This window comes from Castellaniella sp., assembly GCF_041675725.1.
Lineage (GTDB): Bacteria > Pseudomonadota > Gammaproteobacteria > Burkholderiales > Burkholderiaceae_B > Castellaniella.
On the sequence record NZ_JBAYTI010000055.1, the window covers coordinates 1 to 17071 of the forward strand.

A 17071-nucleotide genomic window follows, 5' to 3' on the forward strand; every position below is an offset into this window, starting at 1 on the left:
ATATCGATATTTCCTTGCTGGACTGTGTGGTGGCCATCAGCTCCTATCAGGCCATCAACCACTTTCTTTCAGGGCAGATCCCGCGCCGCATGGGCAACGCGCATTCCAACATGGTGCCCTACCAGGTATTTGCCTGCCGCCAGGGCGACGTCATCGTCGCCGTGGGCAATGACGGGCAGTTTCAGGCATTTTGCGAGGTCATCGGGCGGCCGGATCTGGCCAATGACGCGCGCTATGCGACACCGAGCCAACGCAACCTGAACCGCGACACCCTGATCCCGCAGATTGCCGCGGTGATGCAGCAGCGCGACATGGCCGATTGGGTGCAGCGCCTCGAGGCCGCTAACGTGCCTTGCGGGCCCATCAACAACCTGAAACAGGTCTTCGAGGATCCGCACGTACAGCATCGTGGCATGCGCCTGTCCTTGCCGCACAGCGCCGGGGTGCAGGCGCCTGCGGTGGCCAATCCCATGCGCCTTTCGGCCACGCCGATCCACTACGGCGCGTCCGCGCCCCTGCTGGGCGAACACACCGATGCCGTGCTCGCCAGCGAATTGGGCCTGGACGCGCAAGCGTGTGCGGCCTTGCGGGCGGCCGGCGCCATCTGATCGGGTCTTTTGGGGCGTCCAGGGCGTCCGCGCGCTAAATGGGTCTGGGCCTGGCGGTAGGGATCTGGTACAACTGCAAGATGCCAGCGACGCGCGGTCTCTCCGGCCAGGTCGGCTGTGATCGGCAGCGGGCGGATTGGGGGACACCATGGATTTGAACTGGAGCGCGGCCGATCTGGCCTTCCAAGACGAGGTTCGGCAATTCGTGGCCGAATACCTGCCCGCGGACATCCGCGACAAGTGCATGCGCCATCAACGCCTCGGGAAACAAGACTATGTCCGCTGGCACCGGGTCCTGGCCGCGCACGGTTGGGGGGCGCCGGCTTGGCCGGTCGCTTATGGCGGCACGGGCTGGAGCCCGCTGCAGCGCCTGATCTTCGAGATCGAGGCGTTCAAGGGGGGCGCACCGCGCCTGCTGCCCTTTGGCTTGAGCATGATCGGTCCGGTGCTCATCCGCTATGGCTCAGAGGCGCAAAAGGCGCGCTTTCTGCCCCGCATGATCACGGTGGAAGACTGGTGGTGCCAGGGCTATTCCGAGCCCCAGGCGGGCTCGGACCTGGCCTCGCTGCGGACCCGCGCCGAGCGCACGGCCGACGGCTACATCGTGCACGGCCAGAAAACCTGGACGACACTGGCCCAGCACGCCGACTGGATGTTCTGTCTGGCCCGCACCGACCCGGATGCCCGCCCGCAGGCAGGGATCTCGATGCTGCTCGTCGATCTGCGCCAGCCGGGGGTGACGGTGCGCCCCATCCGAACGCTCGACGGGGCCACCGAAATCAACGAGGTCTGGCTCGACGGTGTGTTCGTGCCCGAGGATCAGCGGGTGGGCGAGGAAAACCAGGGCTGGACCTACGCCAAGTATCTGCTGGGCCACGAACGCACCGGCATCGCCGGGCTGGGCCACTGCCACCGCGAGCTGGCCTTGCTGAAAGCGATGGCCGCCCGGACGGTGGCTGATGGCGCCGCCGTGGCCAGCAACGCCCGCCTGAACGATCGCATCGCGCGCGTAGAGATCGACATCCTGGGCCTGGAAATGCTGCTTCTGCGTGTGGTGTCGGGGGCCGACGCCCAGCCCGGGCCACAGGCCTCCATCCTCAAGGTGATGGGTTCCGAAATCCAGCAGCGGCTGGCGCGCCTGCAGTTCGAGGTCATGGGCCTCGAGTCCTGGCCATACGATCCAGACTGGCGCTTCGCCGAGGCTGATTTCTTCGGCCCGGGGCCAGAGGGCGCGGCCGCCGCCGGCGCCACCTACCTGGACATGCGCAAGACCACCATCTATGGCGGATCAACCCAGATCCAGAAGGGCATCATCGCCAAGATGCTGATGGGGGTGGCGTGATGGGCATGCACCGGTTCCACAAGGAGGCCCCATGGACCTGACCTACCGAGATGAACAGCGCATGCTGCTCGAAAGCCTCGATAAGCTACTGGCCGCTCAGTGGGCCTTCGAGGCGCGCAGGGCCCGGGCCCGCGACGCCGGGGTCGATCGCCCCGCCTGGCAGGGCCTGGCGGACCTGGGGGTCGCCGCACTGCTGGTGCCCGAGGCGCACGGCGGCTTTCAGGAAACGCCCGCGACCCTGATGCTCACCCAGTTGGTGCTGGGGCGCCACCTGGTGCAGGGGCCCCTGATCCCCAGCGCGGTCATGGCCACCGTGCTGCTGCGCGACAGCGGCAACCCGGTGTCGTGCCAGACCCACCTGCCGGCCATGGCCGCAGGGCAGCAGGTGTTTTCCGTGGCCTGGCTCGAGTCCGACCAGCGCCACCAGGCGGTGGCCCGGGCGGTCTTGGCGCAGGCATGCCCACAGGGGTGGCGGATCTCGGGTCGCAAAAAGCTGGTGTGGGCGGGTGCGCAAGCCGACCAGTTGATCGTGTCTGCCGTGCTCGACGGCGAGCAGGCCCTGTTCGTGGTGCCCACCCGGCTCGAAGGGGTGCATCTGCAAGACTATCCCACGCTGGATGGCCAGCGCTGCGCTACGCTGGTCATGGATCAGGCGTGCCTGCCCGAAGGGGCCCTGGTCGCGCGTGGCGCGGCGGCCCAATCCGCCCTGCAGTCGGCCTTCGATCATGGCGTGGCCGCCCTGTGCGCCCATGCCGCGGGTGCGGTGGGGCGCCTGGTCGACCTGACCACGGGCTACCTGAAGGTACGCGAACAATTTGGCCGTCGCCTGGCCAGCTTCCAGGTGCTGCAGCACGCCTTGGCCGATCTGCTCATGCACCAGGAAATGGCGGTGTCTTTCGCCCACGTGGCTGCGCGCGGGCTGGGCAGCGCCGACGCCGCAGAGCGCCAGTACCTGTTGTCGGCGGCCAAGGTCGGCGTGGCCGATGCCGCCCGCTTCGTGGCCGAGCAGGCCGTGCAGCTGCATGGCGGCATGGGCATGACCGACGAACTCGAAGCGAGCGATTATGTACGCAGCCTGGCCCTGTTCGAATGCCTGCTGGGCGATTCGGATTGGCACTTGAGCCGCATGCAGCACGGCATACCGCAAACTTGAGCCGCATGCCGCAAACTTGAGGTGCACGCGGCATGCCGTGCCGCGTGCGGCGTACCGTCAGCCAGCCACCAGCACGGCGCGGCCGGTGACTTCGCCCTGGCGCAGCCGGCTCAGGGCTTCGTCGGCCTGGTCCAGCGCAAAGGTCTCGATGGGCATGGGCGGCACCTTGCCGGTCTTGACCAGTTCGATGAGCTCTTGCAGCTCGCCCAGATTGCCCACGAAGCTGCCCAGGATCTGGATGGCGCGCATGGCGATCAGCGCCATGGACCACGGCGCCAGGCCGCCGAACAGCCCGATGATGACCAGCTTGCCGCCCTTGGCCAGGCAATTGAAGGCAAGCTCGGACGTGGCCGGCGCCCCGACCAGGTCGATGGCTGCCTGGATGGGGCCACCCATGGCCTGGGCGATTTGCTCGGCCACGTCGGGCGCGTTGCCGTCGATGACGGCCAGCGCCCCGGCCTTCAGGGCCGCCTCGCGCTTGCCGGCGTCGATGTCGACGACCACCGCGCCCTTGCCGCCCAGCGCCTTGAGCAGTTGCAGGCTCATCAGGCCCAGGCCGCCCGCGCCAAAGATCAGGATCGGGTGTTCGGTGTAGGTCTCGGCGCCGATCTTCTTGAGGGCCGAGAACGTGGTCAGGCCGGAGCAGGCGTAGGGCGCCAGCTGCGCCGGGTCGAGGTCGCCGATGTCGATCAGGTATTTGGCATTGGGGACCAGCATGTATTCGGCATAGCCGCCGTGGCGCATAATCCCCAGGGTGCGCGGGGCCGCACAGTAATTTTCGCGGCCCGCCTTGCAGGTGGCGCACTCGCCGCAGCCGATCCAGGGGTAGGCCAGGTAGTTGCGGCCGATTTCTACGCCCTTCGCGTCCGGGCCCATGGCCTCGAGCGTGCCGGTGGTTTCATGGCCCAGTGCCAGCGGCAGGCTGACCCCGCGATCCTTCAGTGACAGGATGCGGCCCTTGCCCAGGTCGTACCCGCCTTCCCAGAGGTGGATGTCACTGTGGCATACCCCGGCGGCCTTGACCTTGAGCAGGACTTCGGCCCCTTCGGGTTTGGGGATGGGCATGTCGAGCTCGGCCAGCGCCTCGCGAAAATTGACGATGCAGTAGCATTTCATGGGTTTTCCTTATGTGGAGTGAATCGAGAGCAGGCAGCTGGAGCCGGCCGAGACCATGCCCTGGCTGTCCTTGACGAATTCGACGTCGGATTCGCGCGTCAGCGTGACGCCGTTCTTGATGGCCAGCACTTCGGCCATGACGCTGACTGCGATCTCTGGCGGGGTCTTGCTGCCGATGTAGATGCCGACCGGGCCGCGCAGCCGGGCCAGCGAGGCCTCGGTCTGGTCGAGGTATTCGATCATGCGCTGGCGGCGCGCGTGGTTGTTGCGCCGGCTGCCGATGGCCCCGATGTAGAACGCCGGTGTCTCGAGGGCTTGCAGCAGCGCCAGGTCATCCAGTTTGGGATCGTGGGTCAGGGCGATGAGGCAGCTGCGCGCGTCGGGGTTGAACGCCAGCACGGTGTCATCGGGCATGGTGGAGACGACCTGCACGCCGGGCACGTTCCAGACCGTGGCGTATTCTTTGCGCGGGTCGCAGACGGTGACCTCGAAGCCGCAGAACTGCGCCATGGTGGCCAGGTATTCGCTCATTTGGCCGGCGCCGATGATCAGCATGCGGTATTCGGGGCCGAAGGTATTGACCAGCTGCTGCGCATCGAGTTCGAGATCGGCCGGCACCTGGCTGGGCGAGAGGCGGGCCTGGCCCGTGGCCAGGTCGACCGTGCGGTGCATCAGCGCGCCGGTGTCCAGGGCCGCCACCAGCTCGGCCAGAAGGCCGGCGTCTGGATCGAACTCGAGGATCACCTCGAGCGTGCCGCCGCAGGGCAGCCCGAACCGGTGGGCTTCGTCGGCCGTCAGGCCATACTGCAGGAACAGGGGTGGGCCGCTGCGCGGCAGGGCGTCCGGGATGTCGTGCCGGGTATAGCGCAGGATGAGATCGTCTTCGATGCAGCCGCCCGAGACCGAGCCGACGATCACGCCATCGTCGCGCATGGCCATGATGGAACCCACGGGGCGCGGCGAAGAGCCCCAGGTGCGCACCACCGTGACCAGGACGGCGGGGCGGCCGGCCTCGCGCCAGCCCTGCACGGTGCGCAAAACAGTAAGATCGAGATTTTCCATGGTACCCCCCGATGGCTGTGTGGCGGGATGGTGGCCCCGGCCCTAGCCCTGGCTGGCCCAGGCGATGAGCACGATCAGGATGACCACGATCGCCCCCCAGGCCCAGCCGGGTATTTTTTTGCCGGCGGATTCGGCCGCCGTGCCGCTGGCTGCCGCGGGCGCATCGGCGGCTGGCGGATGGCGCCGCTGCATTTCTTCGTCGAACCGCTTGAAAAAGCTTTCCGACATGGACTTGGCCACCCCGTCGATCAGGCGCTGCCCCACCTGGGCAATTTTGCCGCCGACCGTGGCTTCGACTTCGTAGTCCAGCTGGGTGCCGTCGCCCTGCGGGCTGAGGCGCACCTTGGCGGTGCCTTTGCCAAAACCCGCCGCCCCGCCATTGCCTTCGAAGTTCAGCGTATAGCTGTCTGGCGCCTGGATGTCCGTGAGCTGGATCGTGCTTTTGAACTTGGCCGAAACCGGGCCCACCTTGATCTGGCTGACGACGGCATAGGTGTTGTCCGCCGTGGGTTCGATGCTTTCGCAGCCCGGTACGCAGACCTTGAGGACCTCGGGGTCGTTCAGGGCTTCCCAGGCCTGTTGCTGGGTAATGGACAGCAACCGTGATCCTTGCATTTGCATGGCAGAGTCTCCTTATTGTTTTGCCAAGGCGGCCAGGGCGCTGGCCAGCGCCTGCAGCCGGCTGACGTTGTGCACGGCCAGCATGGCGTCGGCATGCGCATGCAGCACGGCGGCCCCCCGTGCAAGCGGTGCGTAGCCTTCGAAACGCAACAGCGGATTGAGCCACAGCAGCTGGCGCACATGTCGCTTGAGCCATTGTAGCTCGTGGTCCAGCTGGGCTGGATCGTCCGTGTCCAGCCCATCGGAAATCAACAACACCAGCGTGCGTCGGCCCACGAGATGGTGGGCATGCTGTCGGCGCAGGGTGGCCAGGCTGGCCGCCAGCCGGGTGCCGCCGGCGAAATCGTGCAGCAGGGGCGCGGCCTGCAGCAGCATGGCATCGGTGTCCGCCAGCCGAAACGCCGGGTTCAGGTCGGTCAGGCCGGTGCCGAACGCATAGACCCGCCGGTGCACCGGCTGCAGGCGGCCCCGCAGGACTGTGCGCCGCGTGGCGGCGTGCAGAAAGGCCAGCAGGATACGGGCGTAGCGCTCCATGGAGCCCGACACGTCCAGCAGCACCAGCAGCGGCAAGGGCGCCGGCCGCCGCCGGCGATGGCGCAGGGCGATCAGTTCGCCGCCGCGCGCGCCGGCGGCGCGCAGGCTGGCCTGCCAGTGCAGATGGCGGCTGCGCCCGCCGATGCGAAAGCGCCGGCTGGGCACGGCGGGCAACGACAGGGGGATCTGGCGCACCAATTGCTCGATCAGGTGGTATTCGCTCGCGCCCAGCTGGTTGAAATCGGCGTGTTTGAGTCGCTGCAGCGCGCTTGCCGTCATGGCGGCATCCAGTTCCAGGTCGCCGGCCGCCGGCTTGGGCAGCGGCGGCCTGGTGGCGGCCAGCGCGGCCTGTGCCCGCGGCCGCGGCGCCTCGCGCCTGGGGCGGGACGGTTGTGGCGCCATGCGGGCCAGCAACTGCTGGGCCAGTTCCGGATCCCTGAAAAATGCCGCGAACATCTCGCGAAACACGCCGATGTCTTGCGGGCGGTTGACGAGCACGCATTCCAGGGCCGCGGCGGCTTCGGCCCGGGTTTCGGGCTGGGTCAACACCCAGGCCTGCTGGGCCAGCGCGATGCGGGCCGAGTCGACCGGCAGGCCGGCGCGCCGCAGGGCGCGACCGAACGCCGCCAGGTTGCCCGCCAGCTTGCCGCGCCGGGCGTCGCCCAGCTGCGACACCCAGTGCGGCAGGGGGCCGGGGGGATAAGACGCGGGTTCAGGGTTCACGCGCAGCCTGGAGCAGGTCGGCCAGCAGGGGCGTATCGAGCGCAGCCAGGTCTTCGCGTTGCTTGAAGAGGATGCCGGCCGTATCGAGCACGACTTCGGGATCCAGTTCGAGCGTATCCAGGGCGACCAGCGCCCGCGCCCATTCGATCGCCTCGGCGACCCCCGGGGCGCGCTCGAAGCCCGCGGCGCCCGCTGCCTGGCGCAATTGCGCGACGAAGCGCGAGACCTGGTCGGCCAGCTGCTGCGGCGCCTCGGGCACCAGGGCCCGCAGGATGGCCCGCTCGCGGTCGCGGTCGGGGTAGTCCAGCCAGTGGTACAGGCAGCGGCGCTTGATGGCGTCGTTCAGCTCGCGCGTGCGGTTGCTGGTCAGCAGCGTGACCGGCGTGGTGTCGGCCCGGATGGTGCCCAGCTGTGGAATGCTGACCTGGTATTCGCCCAGGTATTCGAGCAGGAAGGCCTCGAAGGGTTCGTCGGCGCGGTCGATTTCGTCGATCAGCAGCACGGCGCCGGGCGCGGGGGTCTGCAGCGCTTCGAGCAGTGGCCGGCGGATCAGGTAGCGCGGCTGGTAGACCCCGCGCTCGAGCAGGTCGGGGGGCGCGGAGCCCTCGGTGGCCCGCACGTGCAACAGTTGCGCGGTGTAGTCCCATTCGTATAGCGCATCCTGCTGTTCGAGGCCATCGAAGCACTGCAGCCGCACCAGCGTGCGGCCCAGTGCCCGGGCCAGCGCCTTGGCGAGCTCGGTCTTGCCGACCCCCGGTTCGCCCTCGAGCAACAAGGGCCGCTGCAGGCGCAGGGCGAGGAACACCGCGGTCGCCAGCCGATGATCGGCAAAATAGCCTTCGGCCTCCAGGGCGGCCGCCAGGGCGGCGATGGAGGCCGAAGGGGCCGGTGGCGAGCCTGGGGTGTCGGGCATGCAGCCAGCGCCGGTTGCGGATCAGGCCAGCGCCTGCGCCACGGCCCGACGTGCCATGACACCCACCAAATGCGCGCGATACGCGCTGCTGGCATGGATGTCGGCCGACATCTCGGCGGCATCCGTGCCTATATCGGCGATCGCGTCGGGGCGGAAGTCGTGCGCCAGCGCCTGTTCCATGGCGGTGTGCCGGAGCACCCCGTTGCCCGCGCCGGTGACGGCCACGCGCACACCGTTGTCGAAGCGGGCCACGAACACCCCGATCAGGGCGAACAGCGACGCCGGCTGTACGAACTTGACATAGGCGGCCTGCCGGGGGATGGGGAAATGCACGGCCGTGATGAGCTCGCCCGGCTCGAGCGCCGTGGCGAAGAGCCCCTGAAAGTAGTTATCGGCCGCGATCTCGCGCGTGTGGGTGCGCACGGTGGCCCCCAGGCCCAGTACGGCCGCCGGATAATCGGCCGCGGGATCGTTGTTGGCCAGCGACCCGCCCAGCGTGCCCATGGCGCGCACCTGCTTGTCGCCGATGCCGGCGGCCAGCCGCGCCAGCGCCGGGATGGCGTGGGCGATCTCGGCGCTTTCGGCGACTTCGGCGTGGCGCGTCATGGCGCCGACCACGAGGGTGTCACCCTGGGGGCGGATGCCGGTGAGTTCGGTGAGGGCGCGCAGGTCGACCAATTGTTCGGGCGCCGCCAGGCGCAGCTTGAGCGAACCCAGCAGCGTCTGGCCGCCCGCCAGCGGTTGGCCGCCGGCCTGCACGGCCTGTACGGCGTCGTCCAGCGTGGCCGGGCTTGTGTAGCTGAATGCATACATGAGCGATCTCCTTAGTGGGCGGCCTGGATGGCCTGCCAGACGCGGTGCGGCGTGGCCGGCATGTCGATGTCGTGCACGCCCAGGGGCGCCAGGGCATCGAGCAGGGCGTTGATGACGGCGGGGGGCGAGCCGATGGTGCCGGCCTCGCCGCAGCCCTTGCTGCCGATCGGGTTGTGCGTGCAGGGCGTGCACACCGTGCCCAGCCGGAAGTCTGGGAAATCGGTGGCGCGCGGCATGGTGTAGTCCATGTAACTGCCCGTGAGCAGTTGCCCGTTGTCGTCGTAGACGCACTCTTCGAGCAGCGCCTGGCCGATGCCCTGCATGATGCCGCCCTGCACCTGCCCTTCGACGATCATGGGGTTGATGATGACGCCGAAGTCGTCGACCGCCGTGAAGCGTTCGACGCGTACCACGCCGGTGTCCGGGTCGACCTCGACCTCGCAGATGTGGGTGCCCGCCGGGTAGGTGAAATTGCCCGGATCGTAGAAGGCGGTTTCATTGAGGCCGGGCTCGAGCTTGTCGAGCGGATAATTGTGCGGTACGTAGGCGGCCAGGGCCACCTGGGCAAACGGCACGGCCTTGTCGGTGCCCTTGACGCGGAATTCGCCCTGGACGAACTCGATGTCGGCCTCGGCGGCTTCCATGAGGTGCGCCGCGATTTTCTTGGATTTTTCTTCGATTTTGTCGACCGCCTTCATGATGGCGGACCCGCCCACGGCCAACGAACGGGATCCGTAGGTGCCCATGCCAAACGGGATGCGCCCGGTGTCGCCGTGCACCACCTCGACGTTCTCGATGGGGATGCCCAGGCGCCCGGCCACCAGTTGAGCGAAAGCCGTTTCGTGCCCCTGGCCGTGGCTGTGGGTGCCCGTGAACACCGTGACCGAGCCCGTGGGGTTGACGCGCACTTCGCCGCATTCGTACAGGCCGGCGCGCCCGCCCAGCTGGCCGACGATCTGCGACGGCGCCAGGCCGCAGGCTTCGATGTAGCTGGAGTAGCCGATGCCGCGTTTCAGGCCTTTGGCCTCGCTGGCCTGGCGCCGCGCCTCGAAGCCGGCCACGTCGGCCAGCTTCATGGCCTCGTCCAGACACTGGGGGAAGTCGCCCGTATCGTAGAGCAAGGCCACCGGCGTTTGATAGGGGAACTCGGTGATGAAGTTGCGCCGGCGGATTTCGTCTTGGGACAGGCCGAGCTCCCAGCCGCAGCGGGTGACCAGGCGCTCGATCAGGTAGGCTGCTTCGGGGCGCCCGGCGCCGCGGTAGGCATCGACCGGCACCGTGTTGGTGAACCAGCCGTCGACCTCGACGTAGATCTGCGGCGTCGTGTACTGGCCGGCCAGCAGCGTGCCGTACAGGATGGTGGGCACGACCGGGCCGAAGGTGGCCAGGTAGGCTCCCAGGTTGACGTGGGAGTGCACCCGCAGCGCCAGGAACTGGCCGTTTGCGTCCATGGCCATTTCGGCCACGGTGATGTGGTCGCGCCCGTGGGTGTCGGAGACGAAGCTCTCGGAGCGTTCGGCCGTCCATTTGACCGGACGGCCCAGCGTGCGCGACGCCCAGGCCACCGCCGCGTCTTCGGCGTACAGGTTGATTTTCGAGCCGAAGCCGCCCCCGACGTCCGGGGCGATGACGCGCATCTTGTGCTCGGGCACCTGCAGCACGTTGGCGGCCAGCAGCAGGCGCGCCAGATGCGGATTCTGGCTGGTGGTGTACAGGGTGGACTCGCCCGTGGCCCTGTCGTGGCGCGCGTTGTCGGCGCGCGGCTCCATGGCGTTGGGGATCAGCCGGTTGTTGACGAGTTCGATGCGTGTGACGTGCGCGGCCGAATCGAACGTGGCATCGACGGCGGCCTTGTCGCCCAGCACCCAGGTGTAGCAGTGGTTGTCGGCGGCTTCGTCGTGCAGCGCCGGGCCCTGGCGGGCCTGGCGCATGTCGACCACGACGTCGAGGGGGTCGTAGTCGATCTCGATGGCCTCGGCTGCATCTTTGGCCTGCTCGAGCGTGTCGGCCACGACCATGGCGACCAGTTCGCCCACGTAGCGCACCTTGTGCTGAGCCAGGAACGGGTGCGGCGGCTCTTTCATGGGGCTGCCGTCCGGGTTGGTGATCAGCCAGCCGGTGGGCAGGCCGCCGACCTGGCCTTCGATGTCGGCACCCGTGAAGATGGCCACGACCCCTGGCATCTGGCTGGCCTGGGCGGTGTCGATGTGCTTGAGGGTGGCATGGGCGTGCGGTGAACGCACGAAGACGGCGCGCTTCTGGCCGTCGTGGTGGACGTCGTCGACGTACTGCCCGGTGCCGGTGAGGAACCGGGCGTCTTCGACACGGCGTACGGATTCGCCCACGTGGGACAGGGCAGCCATGGGATTGCTCATGATGGGTCTCCTTTGCCTCAGGCGGCCATGGTTTTCTGGGCGGTCTGTACGGCGCGCACGATGTTGTGGTAGCCGGTGCAGCGGCACAGGTTGCCGTCCAGCAGTTCGCGGATCTGGGTTTCGTCGGCATCCGGATGGTGCGCCAGCAGATCGACCGTGCTCATCACCATGCCCGGTGTGCAGTAGCCGCACTGCAGCCCGTGGCATTCTTTGAAGGCCGCCTGCACCGGATGCAGGCTGCCGTCGGGCGCGGCCAGGCCTTCGATGGTGGTGATGTCGGCCCCTTGCATCTGCGCGGCCAGCACGTTGCACGACTTGATGCTGCGGCCGTTGGCGATGACGGTGCACGCGCCACACTGGGCCGTGTCGCAACCCACGTGGGTGCCCGTCAGGCGCAGGTTTTCGCGGATGAACTGGACCAGCAGGGTGTTGGGCGCGACCTCGGCGCTGACCTCTTGCCCGTTGACCTTGAGCGCGATTTTCATGGCGGCTGTCTCCTGATTATTGGTTTGTTGTTCAACCTTAGCATTCTCGGGGCAGGCGGTTCACCCCCGCCACCTAGGGATTACCCGTGGGCAGGTCGCCCGGGGTGTCGATGTCGCGGAAAATACCCGGATCCGGCACCACGACCTGCTCGACTGGCCAATGGCGCAGCAGCGCGCGGGCGCCTTCATCGCCCCCCAACTGCAGCAGCCGGTCGCGGTGCCCGGCGGCAAAGGCCACCGGATTGCCGCGCCGGCCCTGGCAATAAGGCGCGGCGACGCCCGCGCCGCGCGTGATCGCCTGCGCCAGCGCTCGCAAGGTATCGACTTGCACGAACGGCATGTCTGCCAGCGCCACCAGCCAGCCTGCGGCATCTCGGCTGGCCTGTACGCCGCAGACCAGCGAAGCCCCCATGCCCTGGCCTGCCTGGCGGCACGGCACCAGCTCGCAGCCGACGTTGCGCAGGCAGTCGGCCAGGGGGCCGCGCACGTCGCGCACCACGGCCAGGACGCGGGGCAGCGCGGCACACAGCGTGCGGGCGCTGGCCTCGGCCACGAGCGGGCCATCGGGCAGGGTTTGCAGCAATTTGTTCAGCCTGCGGTCCGGGTCGAACCGCAGGCCCTGGCCCGCGGCCAGCAGGATACCGATCATGGGGCAGTGCTCCGGGGAAACGAAATCGTTACAGGGCTCAGAATGCAGACCCAGCCCAATTGTATCCACCCATGTCAAAAAAGTTGTGGACCTTTCCCGTTTGGCAGTATCGTTTAGTTGATACCTCAATAGGGTTACTCTCCCGCAAGGCCTGATCATGATCGACATGACATTGGTGGATCTCTCGCGCATCCAGTTTGCCGCCACCGTGATGTATCACTTCCTGTTCGTCCCGCTGACCCTGGGCCTGTCGTTTCTGCTGGCCATCATGGAGTCCGTCTACGTGCTCACCGGGCGCGACATCTGGCGGCGCATGACGCTGTTCTGGGGCACGCTGTTCGGCATCAATTTTGCGCTGGGGGTGGCCACCGGGGTGGTGATGGAGTTCCAGTTCGGCATGAACTGGGCCTACTACAGCCAGTATGTGGGCGATATCTTCGGGGCACCGCTCGCCATCGAGGGCCTGATGGCCTTCTTTCTCGAAGCCACCTTCGTGGGCCTGTTCTTCTTTGGCTGGGGCAGGCTCTCCAAGGTTGGCCACTTGGTCGTCACCTGGCTGGTGGCCATCGGCTCCAACCTGTCGGCGCTCTGGATCCTGATCGCCAACGGCTGGATGCAGAATCCGGTGGGGGCCGTCTTCAATCCGGCCACCATGCGCATGGAACTCACGGATTTCGCGGCGGTGATCTTCAATCCGGTGGCGCAAGCCAAGTTCGTGCATACCGTCAGCGCGGGCTATGTGCTGGCGGCCGTGTTCGTCATGGGGGTCAGTGCCTGGTACCTGATCGGCAATCGCCACCACGACCTGGCGCGCCGGTCCATGATCGTGGCGGCCAGCTTCGGCCTGGCGGCGTCCCTGTCGGTGCTGGTGCTGGGCGATGAAAGCGGCTATCTCACCAGCGAGCATCAAAAGATGAAGATCGCCGCCATGGAAGCCATGTGGCAAACCGAGCCGGCGCCCGCCAGCTTCAACCTGATCGCGATCCCCGACCAAAAAAACAAAAAGAACGATTTCGAGATCTCGATCCCGTACGTCATGGGCATCATCGGCACGCGCTCGCTGACCACGCCGCTGCTGGGCATCGACGACCTGGTCGAGCGCGCCAAGACCTGGGTGCGCCAGGGCCTGGTGGCCTACGAAGCACTGCAGCAGCTCAAGGCGCACCCGGACGACGCCGATGCCCGGGCGCGTTTCGAGCAATACCAGCACAACATGGGCTATGCCCTGTTGCTCAAGCGCTTCCGCGACGACATCACGCAAGCCACCGAGGCGGACATCGCCCTGGCCGCTGAAAGCACGGTGCCCGAAGTCGCGCCCATTTACTGGCTGTTCCGCATCATGGTGGCCTGCGGGTTTTATTTCATCGGCTTTTTTGCCTATGCATTCTGGCTGGCCAGCCGGCGGCGCCTGCTGGTGTCGCCGCGTTTCTGGCGCGTGGCCCTCTGGACGTTGCCGTTGCCCTGGATCTCCGTCGAGGCCGGTTGGTTCGTGGCCGAGTTCGGCCGCCAGCCGTGGGTGATCGAAGGCGTCCTGCCCACGTTTTATGCCGTCTCGGGCTTGCAGGTATCCGATCTGGTGATTTCGCTGATCGTCTATCTCATGCTCTATACCGCCTTGCTGATCGTCGGCATCCGGCTCATGCTGCGCGCCATCCGCCAGGGCCCGCATGACGGCCCCATCCCCACCCCCGCCCCGCCGGCCGTGGCCGGCGCGCAACGCCTTGGCGCCTAGGAGGACACCATGGAAGCTCTGATTCCCCTGGATTTTTCCACGTTGCGCGTCATCTGGTGGTTGCTGCTGGGCGTGCTGCTCATCGGCTTTGCCGTGATGGACGGCTTCGACCTGGGGCTGGCCTCGGTGCTGCTGCTGGTCGCCCGCACCGATACCGAACGGCGCATTGCCTACAACGTGATCGGCCCGGTCTGGGAAGGCAACCAGGTGTGGCTGATTCTGGGCGGCGGGGCCATTTTCGCAGCGTGGCCCCTGCTGTATGCCATGTCGTTCTCGAGCTTTTACCTGGCGATGTTGCTGTTGTTGCTGGCGCTCATCCTGCGGCCCATCTGCTTCCAGTTTCGCAGCAAGCTGCAGGGCGCCCGCTGGCGCCAGACCTGGGATGTCCTGATGTGCCTGTGCGGCGTGGTCGCCAGCTTGGTGTTTGGCGTGGCCGTGGGCAATGTCATCTTGGGGGTGCCGTTCGACTATGAAGCGGCCACCTTGCGCCCGGTCTATCACGGCTCGTTGCCCGATCTGTTTACGCCGTTCCCGCTGCTGTGCGGGCTGCTCGCACTGGTCATGCTGGCGCAGCACGGGTCCATTCTGCTGGCCTGGAAAACCGATGGCGAGCTGGCCCGCCGCGCACGTCGCTGGGCCCGTATCGCCGGCGTGCTCAGCGCGCTCTCGTTCGTGGTGGCCGGTGTCTGGGTCGCGGGCTTGCCGGGCCACGTCGTCAGCGGGGGCGTGGCCGCCGATGCGGTGGCCACGCCGCTGGGCAAATCGGTTCAGGTGGTCGACGGCGCCTGGTTGTTCAATTTTGCGCGTTGGCCGCTCTTCTGGCTGGCGCCGGCCCTGGGGGTGCTGGGCGCGCTGCTGGCCGTCGCGCTGGTGGGGTTGCGGCGCAAGGCCTGGGCCTTTCTGGCCTCGGCGCTGAGCATCACAGGGATCATTCTGACGTTCGGTCTGGCGCTGTATCCGTTTCTTTTGCCGTCCTCGCTCGATCCCGACGTGGGCCTCACCATTTGGGATGCGTCGGCCAGCCGCCTGTCGTTGTGGCTGATGCTGTTGGCAACGGGGGTGCTTTTACCCGTGGTCATCGCCTACACGGCCTGGGTCTACCGGGTCATGCGCGGCAAAGTCACCGAAAAAAACCTCGATGGCCACGCCTACTGATGATCGGGTGGATGGCGCCGTTTATTGAAGGAAACACATGTGGTATTTCTCATGGGCCCTGGGCCTGGGTCTGGCCTGCAGCTTCGCCATACTCAATGCCTTGTGGCACGAGCTGCACGAAGAAGAATAACGTCGGGCGGCACCTGCCGTGGCGCCCGCCAGAGCCCCGGGCGTGATCCCTGAGGCTCCGGATGCGGCCCCAGAGGCCCCGGCGACGGGGCCCGGCGCGCGCTGGCTCTCCGGCCTGTGGCACCAAGAGCAGGCGCGCTTGCTGTGGGCCATGGGCGCTCCGGTTCTGGCGGGCGGGCTGCTGGTCGCCCAGGTCGGGCTGCTCGCCCAGGTGCTGGGTCGCATGGTGCAGGGCGAACAGTCATGGGCCGCCTCGGTGCCGTGGGTGGCCGGCATCGTGGCGCTGGTGCTGCTGCGCGCCGTTCTCCACTGGACGGGCGAGCGTGCGGCCAGCCAGGCGGCCGAGCGCATCAAGTGGCGCTTGCGCCAGGCACTGTTCGCGCGCCTGCTCGAGCGCGGGCCGCAGTGGACGCGCCTGCAGGTCTCGGGCGAACTGGCCAGTGTGCTGGTCGACCAGGTGGAACAGCTCGATGGCTTCCTGATGCGCTACCTGCCCTCCATGGTCGCGGCTGCGTGCCTGCCGCTGGCTTTCGGCGTCGTCCTGTTGCCCCTGGATTGGGTGGCGGCCCTGATCCTGCTCGTTACGGCCCCGCTGATCCCCCTGTTCATGGCGTTGGTCGGATGGGGGGCCCAGGCGGCCAGCGAGCGGCACCAGCAGGCCATGGTGCGCCTCTCGGGCCGTTTTGCCGACCGCTTGCGGGGTGCATTCACGCTCAAGCTGTTTGGCCGCATAGAGCATGAAGTGCAGGCCATGGACAGCGCCAGCCACGACCTGAGCCGCAAGACCATGGGTGTGCTGCGCATCGCCTTTCTTTCCTCGGCCGTGCTCGAGTTCTTTGCCGCCCTGGGGGTGGCCAGTATCGCCTTGTACGTCGGCTTGAGCTATCTGGGGTTTCTGCAGTGGCGCGCTGAACCCGTCAGCCTGCCCCTGGGCCTGTTCGCCCTGTTCATGGCGCCCGAAGTGTACAACCCCCTGCGGCAACTGGCGGCCCATTACCATGACCGGGCCGCCGCCCTGGCCGCCGTCGACCAGATCTCGGCCTGGTTCGACGGCTTGCCCGCGCTGGCGGCCGGGCAAGCGCGCACAGTCGCAGCCGATCGAGCCGCGGGCTGGCAGCCTGTCGCGGTGGCGACGCCGCGCCGGGCGGTCCACCTTCAGGGCCTGAATCTGGCCGGCCGGTCTGCGGGCGGCCTGTTGTGGCCGCAGGCGTTGGGCGGGTCGCTCGCACCCGGCGAGCACCTGGCCGTGATGGGGCCCAGCGGGGTCGGCAAGACGGCGCTGCTCGAGACCCTGGCGGGCTTGCGGCCCCTTCTGGCGGGGCAAGTTCAGGTTTTGGACCATCTGCGCGCCGCGCCATGGGGCGCTGTGGGCCCGCCGCCCGCGCCAGGCGGTTCGGTTTGCGCGCCAGGGCGCGTCATGCCGGCCTGCGCGCCGCATCCCGAACTGGGCAAGCGCCTGGTGCTGATTGGCCAACAGCCTTTTTTTCTGGCGGGCACGATACGCGACAATTTGCGCTGGGTGGCCCCGGCGGCCCAGGACGAGCCCATTCGCCGGGCACTGCGGCAGGCCGTTGCGCACGCGTTCGTCGCCGAGCAGCCGGCGGGCCTGGACACCGTGCTGGGGCGGGCCGGCCATGGGCTTTCGGGCGGGCAATTGCGGC

At 67.7% G+C, this 17071-nt stretch carries 16 protein-coding genes; 7 read left to right on the forward strand and 9 right to left on the reverse strand.

All coding sequences use genetic code 11. From position 1 onward, the window contains the following. The 3 genes from WCZ84_RS10855 to WCZ84_RS10865 all read left to right on the forward strand — a co-directional run. The coding region (locus tag WCZ84_RS10855; protein WP_372686293.1) for a CaiB/BaiF CoA transferase family protein at nucleotides 1–608 on the forward strand (608 nt) is incomplete at its 5' end. 148 nt (nucleotides 609–756) lie between these two features. Continuing rightward, on the forward strand, nucleotides 757–1950 hold the full coding sequence (locus tag WCZ84_RS10860) for an acyl-CoA dehydrogenase family protein (RefSeq protein WP_372686294.1): 1194 nt from the start codon (nucleotides 757–759) through the stop codon (nucleotides 1948–1950). A 31-nt stretch (nucleotides 1951–1981) separates the two neighbouring features. Continuing rightward, nucleotides 1982–3103 carry an acyl-CoA dehydrogenase family protein gene (locus WCZ84_RS10865; protein ID WP_372686295.1) on the forward strand — a complete coding sequence of 374 codons (1122 nt, stop codon included), beginning with the start codon at nucleotides 1982–1984 and terminating at the stop codon, nucleotides 3101–3103. A gap of 57 nt (nucleotides 3104–3160) precedes the next feature. Here WCZ84_RS10865 and WCZ84_RS10870 read toward each other — a convergent pair whose 3' ends face one another. The 9 genes from WCZ84_RS10870 to WCZ84_RS10910 form a co-directional block, all read right to left on the reverse strand. Further along, nucleotides 3161–4219, reverse strand: coding sequence for an alcohol dehydrogenase (locus WCZ84_RS10870; protein WP_372686296.1), 1059 nt, complete (start codon nucleotides 4217–4219; stop codon nucleotides 3161–3163). Nucleotides 4220–4228: 9 nt separating this feature from the next. Beyond that, a complete protein-coding gene (locus WCZ84_RS10875; protein ID WP_372686297.1) occupies nucleotides 4229–5281 on the reverse strand; it encodes an XdhC family protein in 1053 nt (350 codons plus the stop codon). 42 nt (nucleotides 5282–5323) lie between these two features. Continuing rightward, the gene (locus WCZ84_RS10880) at nucleotides 5324–5902 is read right to left on the reverse strand and encodes a CoxG family protein (RefSeq protein WP_372686298.1); all 579 of its coding nucleotides are present in this window, start codon (nucleotides 5900–5902) and stop codon (nucleotides 5324–5326) included. Nucleotides 5903–5914: 12 nt separating this feature from the next. Continuing rightward, complete coding sequence (locus WCZ84_RS10885; protein ID WP_372686308.1) at nucleotides 5915–7165, reverse strand: VWA domain-containing protein; 1251 nt, start codon at nucleotides 7163–7165, stop codon at nucleotides 5915–5917. Further along, entirely contained in the window at nucleotides 7149–8072 is a 924-nt protein-coding gene (locus WCZ84_RS10890) for an AAA family ATPase (RefSeq protein ID WP_372686299.1), read from the reverse strand. Before WCZ84_RS10890 ends, WCZ84_RS10885 begins: the two co-directional genes overlap by 17 nt. A 21-nt stretch (nucleotides 8073–8093) precedes the next feature. Continuing rightward, complete coding sequence (locus WCZ84_RS10895) at nucleotides 8094–8885, reverse strand: xanthine dehydrogenase family protein subunit M (RefSeq protein WP_372686300.1); 792 nt, start codon at nucleotides 8883–8885, stop codon at nucleotides 8094–8096. An 11-nt stretch (nucleotides 8886–8896) separates the two neighbouring features. Beyond that, nucleotides 8897–11260 (reverse strand): xanthine dehydrogenase family protein molybdopterin-binding subunit, encoded by a 2364-nt coding sequence (locus WCZ84_RS10900; protein WP_372686301.1) that lies wholly within the window; start codon nucleotides 11258–11260, stop codon nucleotides 8897–8899. 17 nt (nucleotides 11261–11277) lie between these two features. Continuing rightward, complete coding sequence (locus WCZ84_RS10905; protein ID WP_372686302.1) at nucleotides 11278–11745, reverse strand: (2Fe-2S)-binding protein; 468 nt, start codon at nucleotides 11743–11745, stop codon at nucleotides 11278–11280. A gap of 73 nt (nucleotides 11746–11818) precedes the next feature. Then, nucleotides 11819–12394, reverse strand: a complete 576-nt coding sequence (locus WCZ84_RS10910; RefSeq protein WP_372686303.1) for an NTP transferase domain-containing protein — start codon at nucleotides 12392–12394, stop codon at nucleotides 11819–11821. Between the two features lie 157 nt (nucleotides 12395–12551). Between WCZ84_RS10910 and WCZ84_RS10915 the strand changes: the two genes are divergently transcribed. The 4 genes from WCZ84_RS10915 to WCZ84_RS10930 all read left to right on the forward strand — a co-directional run. Then, complete coding sequence (locus tag WCZ84_RS10915; protein ID WP_372686304.1) at nucleotides 12552–14126, forward strand: cytochrome ubiquinol oxidase subunit I; 1575 nt, start codon at nucleotides 12552–12554, stop codon at nucleotides 14124–14126. A 9-nt stretch (nucleotides 14127–14135) separates the two neighbouring features. After that, nucleotides 14136–15281 (forward strand): cytochrome d ubiquinol oxidase subunit II, encoded by a 1146-nt coding sequence (cydB, locus tag WCZ84_RS10920; RefSeq protein ID WP_372686305.1) that lies wholly within the window; start codon nucleotides 14136–14138, stop codon nucleotides 15279–15281. A gap of 37 nt (nucleotides 15282–15318) precedes the next feature. Then, the gene (gene cydX / locus WCZ84_RS10925; protein WP_372686306.1) at nucleotides 15319–15411 is read left to right on the forward strand and encodes a cytochrome bd-I oxidase subunit CydX; all 93 of its coding nucleotides are present in this window, start codon (nucleotides 15319–15321) and stop codon (nucleotides 15409–15411) included. 42 nt (nucleotides 15412–15453) lie between these two features. Beyond that, on the forward strand, nucleotides 15454–17071 hold a 1618-nt coding region (locus tag WCZ84_RS10930), incomplete at its 3' end, for an ABC transporter ATP-binding protein/permease (RefSeq protein ID WP_372686307.1).